Genomic DNA, 16791 nt, shown 5'->3' with positions numbered 1-16791 from the left:
CTGGACCGTCCAATCGGATGGACTCCATCGGGCTTTTCAGCCTGATCGGTGCTCTAGGGGCAACAAGAACCCCTCTGGCTGCTCATCGAGTGGCGCGAGGAAGAGCCCGATCCAGCCAACTACTTCCTTGTCTCCGTGCCGGGCCGCATGACAAAGAAGTAACTCATTCGCCTCGTCATGCAGCGCTGGAGAACCGAGCGTGTCTACGAGGATTTGAAGGGAGAGCTCGGGCTCGACCACTACGAGGGCCGCCGCTTCCCTGGTTGGCACCACCACGTCTCCGTCGCCCTTTGCTGCTACGCGTTCATCATCGCCGAACGCATGCGGCATTTCCCCCCCCTCGACTCGAGGGGAGGATGAAGCCCACGCGCAGCCGCTCCAGGCCTGAGCGCCACTTCCACGACAGTTTCATCACCGCACGGCTCGCCATCGTTCGGGTGATTGCCTCCTGGCTGCCTCGCTGCCCCACCTGCCACCGGAGGTGCCCGGATTCATCTCGCGGGCCCCTGGCCTCTTCCGTTTACCCGTCGGGCCCCTGACGCAGTAGTGTTAATCAGGGGGTGTAAATGTCTGCCGTAATGACGGGGTGCGCATACATAGAGCTATCGCCACCGCCAGCCACAAGCACTTGTCCTGAGGGCAGTAGTGTTGCTGAGTGCAAATAACGTGTATGGGTGACCTCAGGACCAGTAGGCATCCAAGAGTTAGTGAGCGGATTGTAGATTCCCGCAGAATTGGATCCTCCAATAGCTAGCACCCGCCCAGACGGCAGGAGAGTAGACGTGTGATAGCCGAATCCAATTATTCCGCTGTCAGCGTTTGTCCAGATGTTGGTTTCTGGATCGTATAGTTCAGCCCCACCGGTGCCGTTGCTAACAGTGCCAACAAGCAGTACCTTGCCCGATGGTAACAAGGTTAGCGTGTGTCCTACGTGCGCACTCAGCATGGGAGCGGCGAGAGTCCAAGTGCCTTCTGCGGGGTTGTATATTTCCGCAGTACTTAGTTTCTCGCCATCGGAGTTTTCGCCTCCTGAGATCAATACTTTTCCGGATTTAAGTAGAACTGCTGAGGGATGAGTTCGTGCCGAACTCATTGGGCCGGTCGGCGTCCAGGTGCCAGTGATTGGGTCGTAGACTTCCGGAATCTTGTGGCCCCCATAGTACCAGTCTCCTCCTGCCACTAATACCTTCCCCGATTGAAGCAGTGTTGCGGTGGGGTATAGACGAGTTGAGCTCATGGTGATGGACGAATAGCTATCAGAATCAGGATCGTATAGCTCGGCTGTGCTCAAAGGGCTGCCAAGTATTGGGAACCCGCCTACGATGAGTATTTTCTTTGAAGGCAATGTTACTGCGGCAAAGCCATCGCCCGCTTTGGCTCTGGATGTCAGGGCTGTCCACGTACCGGTAACAGGGTCGTACAATTCTGACGGTGCAGTATTGTCTACTGACGATGAATCATCGGGCCTTGTGTATCCTCCGACGAAAAGTACCTTTCCGGAGGGCAGTAGTGTAGCGTAATGATTTCTCCGACGCGAAAGCATCGGAGTGGTGTGTGTCCAGGTATTAGCTGAAGGTAGGCAAGTGGGTAGGTTTGACACTGCGAACGTTCGTGAGACTGATAAACTAAAGCTGTTTGTGGCAGTAGCGACAATCGAAGGCGTTGTCCCTGGATTGATGCACGCTGGTGCTGCCCATGTAAGACGGCTGGTGCTGGTTGTGGTTTCAGCGACTCCTAATGAACCAGTAGATGCGCTCCATGTGAAATTTATGGAACTGTTCTCTGGGTCGCTTGCCACCACTTCAAAGGTAACTTGCTGGCCGGGGTTGGCTGTCAGGGTCGACTGATAGGAGCGCACGATGGTGGGAGGCAGGTGCTTGGCTACGTCCTTCGAGATGCACAGCGTTACCGTGCCGGTTGTCTGTCCTCCGCGGCCATCGGAGACGGCGACACTCACCTGGCAATTGTTGCACGTGGCGGTCGGCAGAGCAGTGGGAGTGAAGCGCGCGGTGGACGTGTCGGCGCCCTCAAAGGTGCCCGCGCAGGTGGCGCTCCAAGTGTAGCTGAGCGAGTCCCCGTCCGCATCCGAGACAGAAGTAGAAAGGGTCGTCTGCTGGCCCACGTCCAGGTAGGACTGAGAGGAAGTGAGGCTGATCACCTTCGGTGGGTTGTTGAAGCTTACGTCCACCACCGCCCCGCCCTCCCCTGCTGAGACGCGCACCATGAGAGTCACCAAGGAAGCCGCTCCGCGCGAGTCGCTCACCGTGAGCCTGAGGGACACAGGGCCCGTGGTAGCCGGTGCAGTCCAGTTGGTGCTGGGCTTCGAGGGTGCCGAGAAGCTGCCAGAAGCTGCCGTCCAGGAGTAGGTCAGGGTGTCACCTGGGTTGGGGTCGTGGGCGCTGGCCACCAGCGTCACGCTGGCCCCTGGCGCCACCACCAGCGGAGTGGCAGTCACCGAGTCGATGATGGGAGCCTCATTGGTGAAGGGCGTTGAGGGGGAGACGTTCTGAAGCGTGAGGGTGACGAGCGTCAGAACTCCAGCCCTCACGGTGACGTTCTCCACGCGCCCCTCGTAGCGCAGGGTGCCCGTCGAGTCGTATGCCTGGGCCAGGAAGGTGCGGTTGGTGCCGGAGGGAATGTCACCGATGACTCCGCCCCACGCCCCATCGATCTGCGCCAGCTCGATGGTGATGGTGGGCATGTCCGCTGCGGAGGTGGTGACGGTGACGCGGGCGATGTCGCTGACCGCGAGTGCCTGGCCTGTGGATGCAACTAGGCTCACGGAACCGGTAGCGGATACTGCAGGGGGCTCGGAAGACCGGCAGCCGGCGAACAGCGCCAGCATCAGCGGGAGGATGGACAGTCGTAACAGATACATGGACGTGCATTGCTCCTTGGTTTGGAGGGGCTCAATCCCCGATCCAGCGGCAAGTTGCGCATGCCCAGGAGTCTGTGTACACAGAATTTCGCGAGTGGCGGCGAGGCCGCCCTACCACGGAGGGGCCATGTCGAAGACTCACTAACGCCGAGATCAGTTGAGTTGAGGGAAGGCGAGGCAGTGGCGAAGCCAAGCGGCCAGCTTCGTGAGGGGCGTGGCCGCGCGCAGTTGCCGCACGACCTGGGCCAGCTCGGCAAGGGCACGTGGCTCGAGTCGGCGCAGTTGCCGCTTGAGGTCCGCCCACCACAGTTCGATGGGATTGAAGTCGGGACTTCAAGTACGCCCACCAGGTCCTGTTACAACCACTGCGGGCTCCGTAGCAGACCCTGTGGCGACAGTTGCATCAGCTCCAGCTACACATGCAGGAAGCCCTCGGGCTGCGCCTGCTAATAGGTCCAAGGCTCTGGGTCCGGCGGCAACCCGACTGGCGGCGCTCGCAGGCCCTGCCAGGGCCAGCCCCGAATGCGCACTCTGTCCGCGAACCGCGTTCCACCGCCCCCCCCCACCGCAGGACTCGGGTGCTTCTTCGTCGTGCCTCTGGCCTCCCTGAAGGAGAATGCGCCCCGGAGAGTCGGAGGCGGGAACACCAATTCTACAGGGCGGGCGTCCCTCGCGCAGTCCCGGAGTCTCAAACGCACTGCCGACGACAGCCCCGGCCCCGAGGTCTCCTCGGGCCGGGGTTATTCTTTAGCACCTGCGCGAGCTGGGGCCCCGCCCTACATGAAAATTCCCGGGGCCGTCTCCAGCGCCGCGCGCAGTTCCTCGACTGTCGTGTCACTCTTCTTGGCAACGGTATGCGCGTGCCACACCGACGCGACCGTGCCCTTGGGCGGATCGCACACCGTCCTGACCACCGAGTCGAAGGACCCAGGCCACGCCCGCCGCGCCAGCTCCGCCGCGTGCCCGCGTGCGTCCAGGAAGCTGAAGCACGGCCAGCGTGGCAGTCGAATGGTGCCCATGTCGCAGTTGAAGAACCGGCAGCCGTTGAGCTGCGCCTCCGTGAAGTCGCAGTCCTCAATTCCACCGCCCTTCCACCTCTCGTCCACATCCTCGCGGAAGCCGAAGTCATTGCCGGTAAAGCGACCCTTGAACCGGCACCCGGTCAGCTTCATCGGTGCCCAAGGCAGGCCCGTAAGCTGGCCCTTCGCCTGGATGGTGCAGTTGATGAACTGGCCCGACATAGGCACCACCGACCGCCCAGCCGCACTGATGATGACAGTGGAGTCGCGCACCGTGAGGTCGGGGCCGAGCCAGTAGATCGGGCCCTTAGCCAGCTCCAGCCGCTCACCGACAATCTCTCGCTTTTCGTAGTGGATGTTGGGAGTCACTCGGGCCTCAGAAGAAGATCATACGAAAGAAGGTGCTCGCCATCCGTCGCCCGTGCAACGCGAAGTTCGACTCCGTGCCAGACAGGATCTCGTAGTGGTAACTCTGTCCCCCCGGGCCCGTGATGTCGACACCGCGGCTGTTCCACGACAGGCTCGGGAACCGCTGCTTCATCTGGAGCTCCACCCACCGCCCGCGCGCCTGCCGCTCCAGGAGATTCGCGCGGTACTCGAGACCGCGGCTTCGCACTGCGTCGATGGCCCTACGCTCCTCGTCCCTCAGAAACGCCTGGGACCACTTCGCCGCAAACTCCTTCACCGCTGCCTGCAGCTCGTCGCCCAGCCGGTCCTTCGCCGGAATGTCCCTGTAGCTCTTGCCTCGCGGGAGGTGCCACCGCTCGCCATTGCTGAGGATGACCTGCATGTTGCCACCGCGGTGCCGGATGGCCACGGTGCCTGAGTGCCCTCCAGATGCTCTCGAGCTGCCGCTCCTCGCCAAGACGTTGATGGCGACAGCTGCCTGCGGGGACGTGAGAACAACGAGGGCGCGGCCCTGCTCCACCACCACCTCCACCGCGGCCGCCTCCTCCATGGCCACCGCTACCGAGCCCTCCATGCCCTGGGCGGCCCACTGCGCCTGCACCTGGTTGAACCTGGGCAGCGAGCGCACGTGCGTGGCCACCTCGCCCAGGGTCCGCCCGGTGAGAGTGGCCACCGAGAGAATGAGGGCCCGGGCCGCGTGCGTGCCGATGCGCTTGCCGAAGGCCTCGCCGGCGTCGCGCAGCTCCTCGAACGTGGTGGCCTCGTGCGCCGCGTGCGCCATGCTGGCCCACCCGTCCATGAGGCCCCACAGGGCGTCCACGCCCAACCAGGCCAGCAGCACCACGGAAAGCGCGGCGGCAGCCGCCTTCGTGCTCGGCTCCGGTAGCAGCCAGAGCGCCAGGTACAGGCCCGCCGCCCACACCAGGGAGGAGAGCAGCGCCTGCGGGCTGAGCTCGCGCCCGAGGGCCGCTCGCGTCTCGTCGAGCACGCCCCCGAAAGCCAGGGCGAGCGCCAGGGTGCGCCTGTCGTCCGTGCGCAGGTAGGGCCCATCCGTGAAGAGGCCCAGGCAGTCCCCGCCGCCCCGTGGCTGGCACCACCGCAGGTACTTTGCCTTGAGTGCCGCCTCGGCCTCGGGGACGAGCGTGCCCTTGTCGTTGAGCGGCACCAGCGTGAGCACCTTGTCCCGGTACACCTCGGCGAGCAACTCCTCCTCGGGCATGGCCTGGAGCAGCCCCTGGGCGGCCTCCTGAGGCGTCCCGTGCACCTGGTGGCGCTGGAGGAGATGCGCCACCGCGCGCTGGTACTCCTCCCGCGTGACGGCCACCACCCGCGTGCTGCCGCGCGCCTCCACCTCGGCCGCGTACACAACAAGCACCGGCTGCAACTCCCTCGGCGCCGCTCGCGCCTCGCTCTCCGCGGCCTCGTCACCTGTCCGGCCGCCCCCAGCCCCCCTGCTTGACGCGGGCCCCTGCGACGCGCAGGCCGCATGGAAAATCAGGACAATGAGCCAGAGGGCCCCGGCCGGCGCCCACGGTGGCGGGCCCCGCCGGACCTCGAGCTGCGTTCCTCCACTCTTCCCCACCGCAGGATTCGGTTGCTTCTTCGACATGGCGCTGGCCCCCCAGGAGCATCAGCCCCGAAGGATAGAATGCGGGACGGCCAACCAAACAGGGGGGGCGCCTGAGCGGGACGAGAAACAACTCATCCCCCTTGACAGCCCCCGCACATGGGCTCACGTCGTAGCGTGTGAGGGCAGCCGCCACCAACTGCTCTCCGCCCTCATGGAAACGCAGCACACCTCCGAAAGGGGGCGTGGTGGCCTGGAACGATGCTCCAACATTAATGCGGGCGGGAATGCTGTCTACATCACTGAGTACGATGGGGACGGTGGAGCGGCCGCTCGCCGAGCGGAAGCTGCTGGTGCTTTTCAACAGCTAATCGGTTTCTGATTGTGATGCAAGCCAAACAGTAAAGGCCAGCTGATAGAGGAGCGCGAGAGCGATCCCTGCGGACTCTGCCGTGCAATGCTGAGGACGCGCCAGCCCATGGGCAATCTCGTTCCGGAGATTCAGCCCCGTCTGAGAATTCAGCACCGAATCAAGATGCTCCCATAGGTCGCTCCCAAGATAATCTTTAACAGTCCGCCCATCCGAAAGCGTCAGGCGCATCAGCTTTCCAAACGGAACATCGTCGGTTCGAGATGTTCCGTCTCCAACGTCCGCCTTGAATTCCGTCGTGTCTACTCCGAGCCTGCGGAGATGCCGACGCAGGACATCCTCAACCCGCAGGATTAGAATGTGCGTGGCCGAAATGAAGTCCTGTGCGATGAGACGTTCGCATCCCCGCCGAATGAATAGAAGCGAGTCTTCATCTAACGCGAGCGGATGGAGTGGAATGATCAGATGCTCTTCTGTTAGCCCGACGGTTTTCGCTGCGCGCGCCGCCGTAATGCTGACGGCAGCACCAAATAGGCTAGCCTGTGACATCGCGCGATTCTCGATGTCCCGGTCTAGGTTCGTCTGCAAGGAATTGCTCTCGCCTACCACCTTCCCTGGGCTAATCAAAGTTCGTTTGACCATTGCCAGCAGAGGCGTCTGGGCGCTTGTCTCCTTCACGTTCTCAGCAATCTCCTTACGATTAGGAATCTCACGAACGGCCTGCTCAGCGAGCTCCACGGCCGTCTTCTCCGGCGTCTCTTGCGTATAGTCCATGAACTGGCTCGGCACCTTCAATGAAACCGTGAAGGGAACGAACTCCCCCGCCTCTAGAGCCCGATTGAGGGCCGCCTGCTCTGCGCCCTGCAACCGAGCAATGTCGTCAGCGGTGAAAAACCGTCGCTCACGCTCAACAAGTTGCCGTGCCTCGCGAAAGACGCCTGCGGTGATGGATCCGTTACCCGTCTTCTGGAAAAATTCGGCTCGACGCACGATTGCATCAAATGTCCGTCGAACTTTGCGTTCATGGACCTTGTCGCCCTTCTCGCCCCAGTGCTTCCGAAGTTTGGCCTCGGCCTCAGCCACGCGGATCGAGCCCCGGTCCGCAAGCGGATCAGCCTCGTAGAACACTGCGGCCTCCCCGAGGAGACTAAGCGCCCTCATCTGGAGAGTTAGGGACGCTGCGGAGGCTGGCAGTTCCGTAAGGTGCTCAAGGAAGTCGGCAAGCCAGCGGTAACGCAGGTATTCCTTCTTGTACCCGTTCACCGGGTTGATGAGCCCGGACGGGGATGAGCAACTCGAATGGGAGAGTCCGTCGACTGCTGGACGTAGTTGAGCTGACCTTGGGATGCGGTGGGATGGGTTGAGGTTTGGACAGGAGAGAGCCGACCGCGAAAGTGGGGCTGGACGCAGTGACGTGAGGCGTGGTGTATCAGTTCCATGTTGGAGGTGATGCCCAGAAACGCCCGCATCCGCATCGCGGAGCTGGAAGCACAAGTGGCCGCGCGGGATGCCCGCATCGCGGAGCTGGAAGCACAGGTGGCCGCGCGGGATGCCCGCATCGCGGAGCTGGAAGCACAGGTGAAGGCGCTCACCCGCCGAGTGGCGGAGTTGGAGGCGCAGCTGAGGCGCAATTCCACCAATTCCTCCAAGCCGCCGTCGTCGGACCCACCAGGAGTGCGACGCCCCCCCAGAGAGCCCACGGGGCGCCGTGCGGGTGGCCAGCCCGGCCACGAGTTCCACGAGCGGGAGCTGCTGCCGCCGGAGCAGGTCAACCGGGTCATCGAGGTGCCCGCCCCGGAGCGATGCCACAGCTGTAATGAGAAGTTGGAGGGAGGGCAGCGCGAAGTGCACCGGCACCAGATGGTGGAGATACCACCGCTCCAGCCGCTGGTGACCGAGGTGCGGTGCCACGCGGTGGAGTGCGCGCACTGCGGCACGCTGAACCGGGCGCTCGCACCCGAGGCCGTCGGACATGTGTTTGGCGAGCGCTTGTCGGCGATGGTGTGCCTGCTGGTGGGAAAGTACAGACTCTCCAAGCGGCTGGTGCGCGATGCGCTCTCGGACCTGCTGGGAGTGCGCTTGTCACTGGGCGCCATCGGCAACCGCGAGAAAGAGATGAGCGCAGCCTTGTCGGGGCCTGTCGCCCAGGCGGAGCAGTACGTGCGTGACCAGGACGCGGCCCACCTCGATGAGACGGGCTGGTACGAGGGAAAGGTGCAAGGGCACCACCGACGTGCCTGGCTGTGGTTGGCGGCCACCGCACTGGTAGCCGTCTTCCGAATCTCCTCGAGCCATGGCGGCGAAGTGGCCAAGGCGTTGCTGGGGGAGGATTTCGCGGGCTTTCTCATCACGGACCGGTGGAGCGCGTACAACTGGTACGAGACTGCCCTGCGACAGCTGTGCTGGAGCCACCTCACCCGGGACTTCCAGGGCTTCATCGACAGGGGAGGAGAAAGCGCCCGAATAGGGCAGGCGCTGATGGAGGAGCGCAACCGGATGTTCAAGTGGTGGCACCAGGTGCGGGATGGGACGATGTCACGTGAAGACTTCGCGCGACGGATGAGCGAGGTGGAGCAGGAGGTGGGACGTCTGCTCCGACAGGCCTCGGTGTGCGCCGAGGACGAGACGGCCGGCACCGCGGCGAAGATTCTCCAGCTCGAGGAGGCCCTGTGGACATTCGTCCAGGTGGAAGGCCTCGAGCCGACCAACAACTTCGCCGAGAGACTGCTCCGCCCTTGCGTCATGTACAGGAAGACGAGCTTGGGGACGCAGTCGCCCGAAGGCAGTCGCTTCGTGGAGCGAATCTTGACAGCCGTGACGACACTCGACCTGCAACAACGCAACGTGCTGGAGTTCCTGACCGACCTCCTCTATGCACATCGACGCGGGCTGCCATTGCCTTCCCTCCTCCCCTTCTCGACTACCGCTCAGACTTTACCTCCGGCCTGAGCCGGTGAACGCGTACTCCTTCTTCTCCTCTCGTGGAAACGTCAGCGACTCCTCCGCCAAGCCAAAGATCCATTGCGCCCATTCTGCATACGCATCGTTTCTAATGATACCTGGGCGGGCCATAAGAGGCCCAGCCGCCGAGAGCGCGCCTTCGATCCATACTCCTATAGTGTGTGCCGGAGCGCTCTTTCTGCCCTGGAGGCACCCACTCACATACTCGCGGTAAGACGTCAGAAGCTCCCGCTGGAGCTCCATCCACGTTTTGCCCCGTGGCTCTGAGCGAAGTAGAACAAAGGTTAAGTAGTGAAGCTTGAGGATGATATCTCGCGTCTCCTTGGACCGCTCGAGGCCGTAGGCCATCGTGCGCTCCGAGATTCGGTAGTGTTCGGCGTAGGCCTGATAGGTGCCACCGAAATAGGGTGACACGTCCTTTGCGGGCGAGAGCCACAAATCGAGCAGGCCCAGCTCCCAGTACATGACTTCGACGGCAGCCGAATCGCCCTCTGCCTCCGCACGCTTCAGTGCCGCCAGGGCTAGGCCCCTCTTAGGCTCGTAATGCTCCAACCGCTCTGGCAGCTGAGCAGGAGCGTCGAATTCCGAGCCTAGAATCTCTGCAGTGCGCGTCATAAGCCTCAGGATAGCCCGGCCGCTTCGGATCGCTAGACACTTGGACTCGGGCCCCGGTCCTGCCAGTGTGCAATGGCTCCGCCTGACAGATGCCCGACCCCTGCCTCTCAGGGGCGAATGCCCACTAACAGCCATGTGACCCGGAGCCTACAGCGGGGCAAGCCCAGCCTTGCGTATAGGCGGGATAGAAGCCATGTTGAGGGTGAGGGCTGGAGCGGAGAGGCCGAGAAGGGCCGCTGCCGGGGCTAGCAAGGCCGCGCGCCGCGCCAGTACACGGGGCGGTGCAACCCCTTGGGGCACACCCCTGCCCTGGCCGCCCTCGCTTGAGGAGAGAGGCAGGGGAGTTGGGGCGTGTTGACAGCGGCTGCGCCAGGTTCAGCACCACGCCCGCTGGGGTGGTCCCCGGGCCGGGGCCCGCTTCAGAGCCTGCGTGGGAAGTCCCAGGTGCTCCAATATCGAGCGCACCCCAGCGGGGGCCGTCACATACGCCAGCACCTTTCGCCTGCCTCCGCACCGCGGACAGGCGAACACGTCTAGTGCGAACGTCCTGCGCAGCAGCCCGGCCCAATCCACCCGCGCCGTCCTCTGCTTCCTCGGCTCCTCCACCGTCGCGGCCAAGCAGAGGCTCTCCTTCTGTGGGCCCGCCTCCGTCCCCGCTTGAGGGAGGCGGTCTTTGCGGGGCTCGAGGGAGCCTATCCCTCCACGCCCCAGCGCTCCAGGAAGGCCTCGCGGTAGGTGCGGCTGAGCACCACGGAGCCTCCGTCCCGGAGCATCAGCAGACCATCGCCATGGCTCCAGGGCTCCAGCCGGACCACGGCGTCGAGGTTGACGAGCTCGCTGCGGTGGACGCGCACGAAGCGCCGCGGATCCAGGCGCTCCTCGAGGTGCTTGAGCGTCTGGCGCACCAGGTGCTGGCCCTCGTCGGAGAAGACGCGCACGTACTTGTCCTCGGCGGAGAAGCGGCTCACCCGGTCCACGCGCAGGGCGACCCAGGCCTCCCCGGTCTTCACCAGCAGGCGCTCCAGGGGTTTTTCCCGGGGAGGCTCCAGGCTGGAGAGCAACGCCTTCAGGCGCTCCGTGTCCGTGCGCCCTTCGTCGAGCCGGGTCCACGCCTTGTCCAGTGCCCTCCGGAAGCGCTCGGCGTCGTAGGGCTTGAGCAGGTAGTCCACGGCGTGGGCGTCGAAGGCCTTCAGGGCGAACTGATCATAGGCCGTGGAGAAGATGACCTCGGGGCAGTGCTCGGGCCCCAGGGTCTCCAGCACCTCGAAGCCGGTGAGCCCCGGCATCTGGATGTCGAGCAGCACCAGGTGGGGCTTCAGCGCCTCGATGCGTGCCACCGCCTCGGCGCCGTCCTGGGCCTCGCCGGCCAGGGTGAACCGCGCATCGTCCGCGAGGAAGCGCTTCACCTTGGCCCGGGCGGGGGCCTCGTCATCCACCACCAGCACGGAGAGGGGCGTCGTCATGGCAGGGCCTCCTCGGAGCGGGCCCTCGTCACGGGGACCCGGATGCGGACGCGGGCGCCACCCTCGGGGCCCGCTCCCAGCTCCAGGTGGCCCTCGGGCCCGTGGAGCAGCTCCAGCGCCTGCCGGAGCCCGGTGAGGCCCAGGCCGGCGCCGTGCGTCGCCAGGGAGGGGCGCGCGAGGCCCCGGCCGGTGTCCTCGACCTCCAGCAGCAGGGCGCCCCCCTCGCTCCAGGCGCGGAGTCGGACCTCCAGCCCGGTGAGCTGCTCCTGGTTGTGCTTGAGGGCGTTCTCCACCAGGAGCTGGAGCGCGAAGCGGGGGACGGGGAGGGGCTCCAGGCCGGGTTCCAGCTCCCAGCGGACGCGGAGCCGCTCTCCGAAACGGGCCTGCATCAGGGCGAGGAACCGCTCGGTGTGCTTGCGCTCGTCGGCGAGTGGCCAGGTGGGACCGGTGCCGCGCTCGAGGCTCTCGCGCAGCAGCAGCCCCAGGTCGCTCAGGAGCCGGTCCGTCTTCGCCAAGTCCTCGTACATCACGGAGCTGATGGTGTTGAGCGCGTTGAAGAGGAAGTGCGGGTTGAGCTGGCCCATGAGCGTGCGGAGCTGGGCCGCCTTGAGCTGCCCCTCGAGCCGGGCCTCGCGCAGGGCGTTCTCCTGGCGCTCCTTCCAGGCCGCGTAGACGGTGAGGCCCGCGTAGGCGAGCACGTAGACGATCAGATCCTTCTGGGCCTCCATGGGCACCCGGAAGCCCAGGTGCCCGTAATCGTAGGAGCCCCACCCGAGGAGCGCGTAGAGCAGGTTCCGCGATCCCACCATCAAGAGGATGTGCAGGGACGTGTAGAGCAGCCAGGTGCCCAGGTGGATGCCGAGGAACCGCCCCCAGGCCGCGCCACGGCTCCTCCCGGAGGCACGAGGGCTCGGGGCATTCAGGATGGCGGTCTGGACCATGGGAAGCAGCGGGAAGGCCGCGAGGGCTCCGGTGAGCTCCCACAGGAAGGGGCGGGTCCAGGGGACGGTGCTGCCGTCCGCCCTCATCGTGAGCCACACCGTGCTGCCCAGCCAGAGGCCCACCGCCACGCCGAACCCCAGCAGCGCCAGGGCCTCGCGGGCGCGGAGGACGGGCCAACGCCAGGGGCGGGACTCCAGGGCGGGCTGGCGCGTGGGGGTCGCTTCCATGGGGACTCAGGCTCCGGACCTGGCCTCGAGGGGGCTCGGGGTGGGAACCGCACCTGGCGCCACCGGCTTCCGGCCCGCCATGCCGAAACAGGGGCGGAGCCAGGGCACGCGCTTCACACACTCGCAGAGCGCCCAGGTGACGAGGAAGGACAGGGTGAGCACCAGTCCGAAGCGGGTCCACGGGCCCACGGCCGGCCGCAGGAGCGCGAAGCCCACGAGCACGATGACGGTCTGGTGGAAGATGTAGAACGGATAGGCGAGCTCCTGGGCGTACGTCACCCAGGCGCTGCGCGTGGGGATGTGGGCCCGCGCGTAGCCGAGGGCGGTGAGCAGCAGGCACCACACGAGGGCGTAGGTGCCGAGGTGCTCGAAGGGGAAGGGGTACTCGAAGGAGGGCACCATGAGCGCGAAGAGCACCCCGGAGATTGCCAGGGAACGGTGGCGCATGACCACCAGCCGCTCCTGGAGCCGGGAGCCCCGGCCGAGGATGTGCCCGAGCAGGAAGAGCTGGCCGTAGTAGACGAAGGTGTTGGGGTCGTCGGTGAGCGCGTGCGTCTCGGGGAAGCGCCGCAGCAGGATGCGGCCCAGGGCCAGGGGCAGGAAGAGGAGCCAGGGGTTCCAGCCCCGCGCGAGCCACGCCTCGGCGCGCTCGAAGAAGGCCCGGCCTCGCGCTGTCTCCAGCCACGCGAACAGGGGCGCGGCCAGGAGGCAGTAGATGAAGAGGTAGGCCACGAACCAGAGGTGGTGCCAGCTGAAGCTGCCCGCGGGGTAGGACACGAACTGGAAGACGGACGGGTAGAAGTCCAGGTAGCCGCCGTGGAAGGTGCCCCGGAAGAGGCGCTCGGCGTAGATCTGCGGGGGGACGATGACGAAGATGCCGAAGACGAGCGGCCACAGCAGGCGCTTCGTCCGGTCCCACACGAACGCCCCGAGCCCCCGCCGTCTCAGGGCCATGGCCGTGACCGCGCCCGAGATGAGCATCAGCAGGGGCATGCGCACGTGGTGCAGGAACTCCATGGGGGGCTCCAGGACGGGCAGGAGCTCGGGGGCCTTCAGGTGCCAGTCCCAGGAGTTGAACATCATTCCGGTGTGGAAGAGGTGGAGCAGCAGGATCGCCACCACCCGGAGCCAGTCCAGGTCGGGGCGGCGCTCGGTGGCGGGTCGCGGTATCGGGTTCATGGTCCCTCCTGGAGAGCCACGATGGGGCCCGGTCCTCCCAGGCTCCATGCGCTTGTCGCCAGCCGGTCTCCGGGCGGCGCAAGCCGGTCTCGGGCCATCACCGGGATGCCGCACCGCTTCTTGACTTCACCGATAGTGGGGAAATCAAGTCGTACCCGGCGAAAGTGGTTGAAGGGGACCCCTCGCCCTCGGACCCCCCCACCGATGAGAAACAAGATGAATCGCTCGAAGTGGATGTCGTACGCCGCGCTGGCGCTGGCCTGTGTGGTACCTGCCCGGGAGGCCGTCGCGGCCACCCAGCAGACCCAGGCCAGCACGGCCATCCTGGTGCAGGGTTTCCATTGGAACTCGGCCAGCTACGCCAATCCCAACTGGTACAACGTCCTGCAGGGCAAGGCGAGCGACCTGGGCGCCATGGGCTTCACCCACGTGTGGCTCCCGCCGCCCTCCGACGCGGCCTCCACGCAGGGTTACTTGCCGCGCCAGCTGAACGTCCTCAACTCCAGCTATGGCAGCGAGACCGACCTGAAGAACGCCATCACCGCTTTCTCCAACGCCGGCATCAAGTCGGTCGCGGACGTGGTGATCAACCACCGTGTGGGGTCGACCGGCTGGTATGACTTCACCAACCCGACCTGGGGCACGTACTCCATCGCCGCTGGCGATGAGTGCAATTGCTCCACGGGCGCCGCGGACTCGGGAGATGGCTACAGCGCCGCCCGGGACCTGGATCACAGCAACGCCACCGTCCAGGCGGACATCAAGAGCTGGCTGTCCAGCCGGCTCAAGGGCGTGGGCTTCAGCGGCATCCGCTTTGACTATTCCAAGGGCTATGCCCCCGGCTACGCGAAGCTCTATCAAGACGACATGAAGCCGGACTTCTGTGTCGGCGAGATCTGGACGAACCTCGACTACAACAACGTGGAGCGTATAGGCGGGATAGAAGCCATGTTGAGGGTGAGGGCTGGAGCGGAGAGGCCGAGAAGGGCCGCTGCCGGGGCTAGCAAGGCCGCGCGCCGCGCCAGTACACGGGGCGGTGCAACCCCTTGGGGCACACCTCTGCCCTGGCCGCCCTCGCTTGAGGAGAGAGGCAGGGGAGTTGGGGCGTGTTGACAGCAGACGGGGGTGCTCACGCAGATCGATCTGAACATCGCGCCCGATACGCGCTTTCTGTCCACCCTGGAGTGGAGGGGGTGGAGTCCCGACGGCCAGATGCTGTGGCAGCACCGTGCTCCCGGCGTCGCGCCCAACGTCCGCAACGGGGAGTTCCCCTGGTATTACGAGGTCCATCCCCGGGGTGAGGGCTTCCTCATCGTCAACTCCTGGGAGCGTGAATATGGCACCACCAGCATCGACTTCGGCTGCGCCGAGGTGCTCGACGGCAAGCAAGCCAACCGGCTGCTTCTGATGGATGGGCAGGGCGCCTGCACCCGCAGCCTGGGCATCGAATACGTGCCTACAGGAGTCGCCACCTCGGGCGAGGACTTCTGGATCTCGCGCTGCCTCTATCATGGCGCGGGAGTCCAGTGGCCCTCCATGCAGCGCCGCGACGCCATGAACCAGGTGCTGACCGATGTGATGGTGAATCCTCCTCCGCCGTACCTGACGCACGTCAGCCAGTCCACGCTGCTGAGCTGGGGAGACGGCAAGCTCAGCCGGCGGTCCGAGTCCTTCGAGCCGCTCTGGTCGCACGTCCTCCCCATCTTCGGACAGGAGAATCCCGCGGAGCTTCCGGATGGACAGCTGGGAGTGGTGGGACGCCGGAGCCGTTCCGAGGGCTTCACCTTCGGAACGAGTGTCATCCCGCTCGGCGATGACTTCGTCATGGTGCGGTTCTCGGGCCAAGGCAAGCCGCTCGGCGCGGTGGCCACCGGGATTCCTACCCGGGAGATCCCCGGTCAGCCCAGAGCCATCACCACGGACGCTCTGGGGATGATTGTGGCAGGAGGCGAGGCGAACTCGGTGGTGGCCCTGTCCTGGACGGGGAGCAAGCAGTGGGAGCGCGCCGTGAAAGACATGGTCCCGGAGCTGTGCCTGCCGAAGGTGCACTCCGTGGCCTCCCACGCCCGATACGGAGTGCGGGTGGTGGGGCTAGGCTACGTGCCTGCCGTGGATGGCACGTGCGAGGAGACACCCCAGAGCCAGCGCATCTTCGTCATGGCCCTCACGCGCTGAGCCGGTAAATACCTTTGGGTGCCGCTAGCATGCCTTTTGGTTATGCTGCGATCATGGAACTCAGACACGTGAGGTATTTCGCGGCGGTTGCCGAGCAGATCAGCGTGACCCGCGCGGCGCAACTGCTTCATGTTTCTCAACCTGCGCTCAGCCGGCAAATCCGCGACTTGGAGGAGGAACTCGGAGTCGATCTCCTCGAGCGATATCCCAATTCCATCGCTCTGACGGAAGCGGGCAAGGTGTTTCTCGCCGAATGCAAGGTCATCCTCCGTCGGGTCGAAGACGCCGTCGAGAAGGTGCGACGGAAATCGCCTTCGCATCGGTCCATCCTGAGGATCGGATTCGCCGCCACGCCGGCCGTGGAAATCCTGAAGCAAGCGATGCGGGTTTTCCACAAGCAGCATCCATCGATCCAGATCGAGCTCAAAGACCTGTCGAGCAACGGGATCGTCCGCGGCGTGAGGGATCTGAAGCTGGATCTCGGAATCACCATCGGCGTCGCTCCCCAGTCATTCGAGGGGCTGGCGATGAAAGAGCTCGGAAGCTACGGCGTCACCGTGGCTTTCCCCAAAGAGCACCGTTTCGCGAAGCTGAAGCAAGTGCCGTTGGCCGAAGTCGCGAAGGAAGGGCTGATCACCTTCACGAAGAGCGAGCACCCGGAGGCTCATTCGGCGATCCGGAAGATCCTCTCCGGGTTCACCGAGGAGCCGAACATCGTGATGGAGTGCGACGGGATCTCCAGTCTCTTCGCGGCCGTCGAGTCCGGCAAAGGCGTCGCGATCGGCTTCGAGACGATGGCGAAGCTCGCGGGCAGCCGGCTCAACTTCCGTCCGGTGCTGCCGGCCCCGCCCAGGCTGCCCGTCGTGGTGATCTACGATCAAGCCAAGCTGTCCTCGGCAGGGACCGACTTCCTGGCCACCCTGGCCGCCGTGAAGCTGAAGTCGCTTCGTCCGGCGGCAGGTCTGCTCATCGTCTGACGCCTCTCAT

12 protein-coding genes and 1 pseudogene are annotated in these 16791 nt (G+C 65.0%); 5 read left to right on the top strand and 8 right to left on the bottom strand.

The annotated features are described in order from the left end of the window. Positions 1-60 precede the first annotated feature (60 nt). A pseudogene (locus tag CYFUS_RS54715) lies at positions 61-388 on the top strand (IS701 family transposase); the annotation flags it as partial. Between the two features lie 165 nt (positions 389-553). Here CYFUS_RS54715 and CYFUS_RS38930 read toward each other — a convergent pair. The 4 genes from CYFUS_RS38930 to CYFUS_RS38915 all read right to left on the bottom strand — a co-directional run bounded on the left by CYFUS_RS38930 (position 554) and on the right by CYFUS_RS38915 (position 7370). Then, positions 554-2878: a kelch repeat-containing protein gene (locus tag CYFUS_RS38930; RefSeq protein WP_232537066.1), complete on the bottom strand. Its 2325-nt coding sequence runs from the start codon at positions 2876-2878 to the stop codon at positions 554-556. A gap of 776 nt (positions 2879-3654) precedes the next feature. Beyond that, the gene (locus CYFUS_RS38925) at positions 3655-4266 is read right to left on the bottom strand and encodes a hypothetical protein (RefSeq protein WP_095989800.1); all 612 of its coding nucleotides are present in this window, start codon (positions 4264-4266) and stop codon (positions 3655-3657) included. 7 nt (positions 4267-4273) lie between these two features. After that, positions 4274-5680, bottom strand: a complete 1407-nt coding sequence (locus tag CYFUS_RS38920) for a hypothetical protein (RefSeq protein WP_095992496.1) — start codon at positions 5678-5680, stop codon at positions 4274-4276. Between the two features lie 559 nt (positions 5681-6239). Continuing rightward, positions 6240-7370 carry a DUF4209 domain-containing protein gene (locus CYFUS_RS38915; RefSeq protein WP_157758911.1) on the bottom strand — a complete coding sequence of 377 codons (1131 nt, stop codon included), beginning with the start codon at positions 7368-7370 and terminating at the stop codon, positions 6240-6242. A gap of 321 nt (positions 7371-7691) precedes the next feature. On the opposite strand from CYFUS_RS38915, the gene tnpC reads away from it, so the two are divergent. Further along, entirely contained in the window at positions 7692-9191 is a 1500-nt protein-coding gene (gene tnpC, locus CYFUS_RS38910; protein WP_095991971.1) for an IS66 family transposase, read from the top strand. On the opposite strand, the gene CYFUS_RS38905 is transcribed toward tnpC, so the two are convergent. The 4 genes from CYFUS_RS38905 to CYFUS_RS38885 form a co-directional block, all read right to left on the bottom strand. After that, entirely contained in the window at positions 9177-9818 is a 642-nt protein-coding gene (locus CYFUS_RS38905; protein WP_095989798.1) for a hypothetical protein, read from the bottom strand. The genes tnpC and CYFUS_RS38905 overlap by 15 nt on opposite strands. Positions 9819-10510: 692 nt before the next feature. Continuing rightward, entirely contained in the window at positions 10511-11281 is a 771-nt protein-coding gene (locus tag CYFUS_RS38895) for a LytR/AlgR family response regulator transcription factor (protein WP_095989797.1), read from the bottom strand. Beyond that, positions 11278-12450, bottom strand: coding sequence for a sensor histidine kinase (locus CYFUS_RS38890; protein WP_095989796.1), 1173 nt, complete (start codon positions 12448-12450; stop codon positions 11278-11280). The genes CYFUS_RS38895 and CYFUS_RS38890 overlap by 4 nt, the downstream gene beginning before the upstream one ends. A 6-nt stretch (positions 12451-12456) precedes the next feature. After that, on the bottom strand, positions 12457-13629 hold the full coding sequence (locus CYFUS_RS38885; protein WP_095989795.1) for an acyltransferase family protein: 1173 nt from the start codon (positions 13627-13629) through the stop codon (positions 12457-12459). Positions 13630-13845: 216 nt separating this feature from the next. Between CYFUS_RS38885 and CYFUS_RS38880 the strand changes: the two genes are divergently transcribed. Genes CYFUS_RS38880 through CYFUS_RS38870 form a run of 3 tightly spaced genes read left to right on the top strand, consistent with a single transcriptional unit; the run spans position 13846 to position 16781 of the window. Then, positions 13846-14742 carry an alpha-amylase family glycosyl hydrolase gene (locus tag CYFUS_RS38880; protein WP_232537065.1) on the top strand — a complete coding sequence of 299 codons (897 nt, stop codon included), beginning with the start codon at positions 13846-13848 and terminating at the stop codon, positions 14740-14742. A 12-nt stretch (positions 14743-14754) separates the two neighbouring features. Continuing rightward, positions 14755-15804, top strand: a complete 1050-nt coding sequence (locus tag CYFUS_RS38875) for a hypothetical protein (protein WP_002632398.1) — start codon at positions 14755-14757, stop codon at positions 15802-15804. Between the two features lie 29 nt (positions 15805-15833). Continuing rightward, a complete protein-coding gene (locus tag CYFUS_RS38870) occupies positions 15834-16781 on the top strand; it encodes a LysR family transcriptional regulator (protein WP_081713719.1) in 948 nt (315 codons plus the stop codon). The last annotated feature ends 10 nt before the right edge of the window (positions 16782-16791 follow it).

The sequence above is a fragment of the Cystobacter fuscus genome, assembly GCF_002305875.1.
GTDB lineage: Bacteria > Myxococcota > Myxococcia > Myxococcales > Myxococcaceae > Cystobacter > Cystobacter fuscus_A.
Note: the sequence above shows the minus strand (reverse complement) of the source record. Positions and strands in the feature narration are given on the sequence as shown.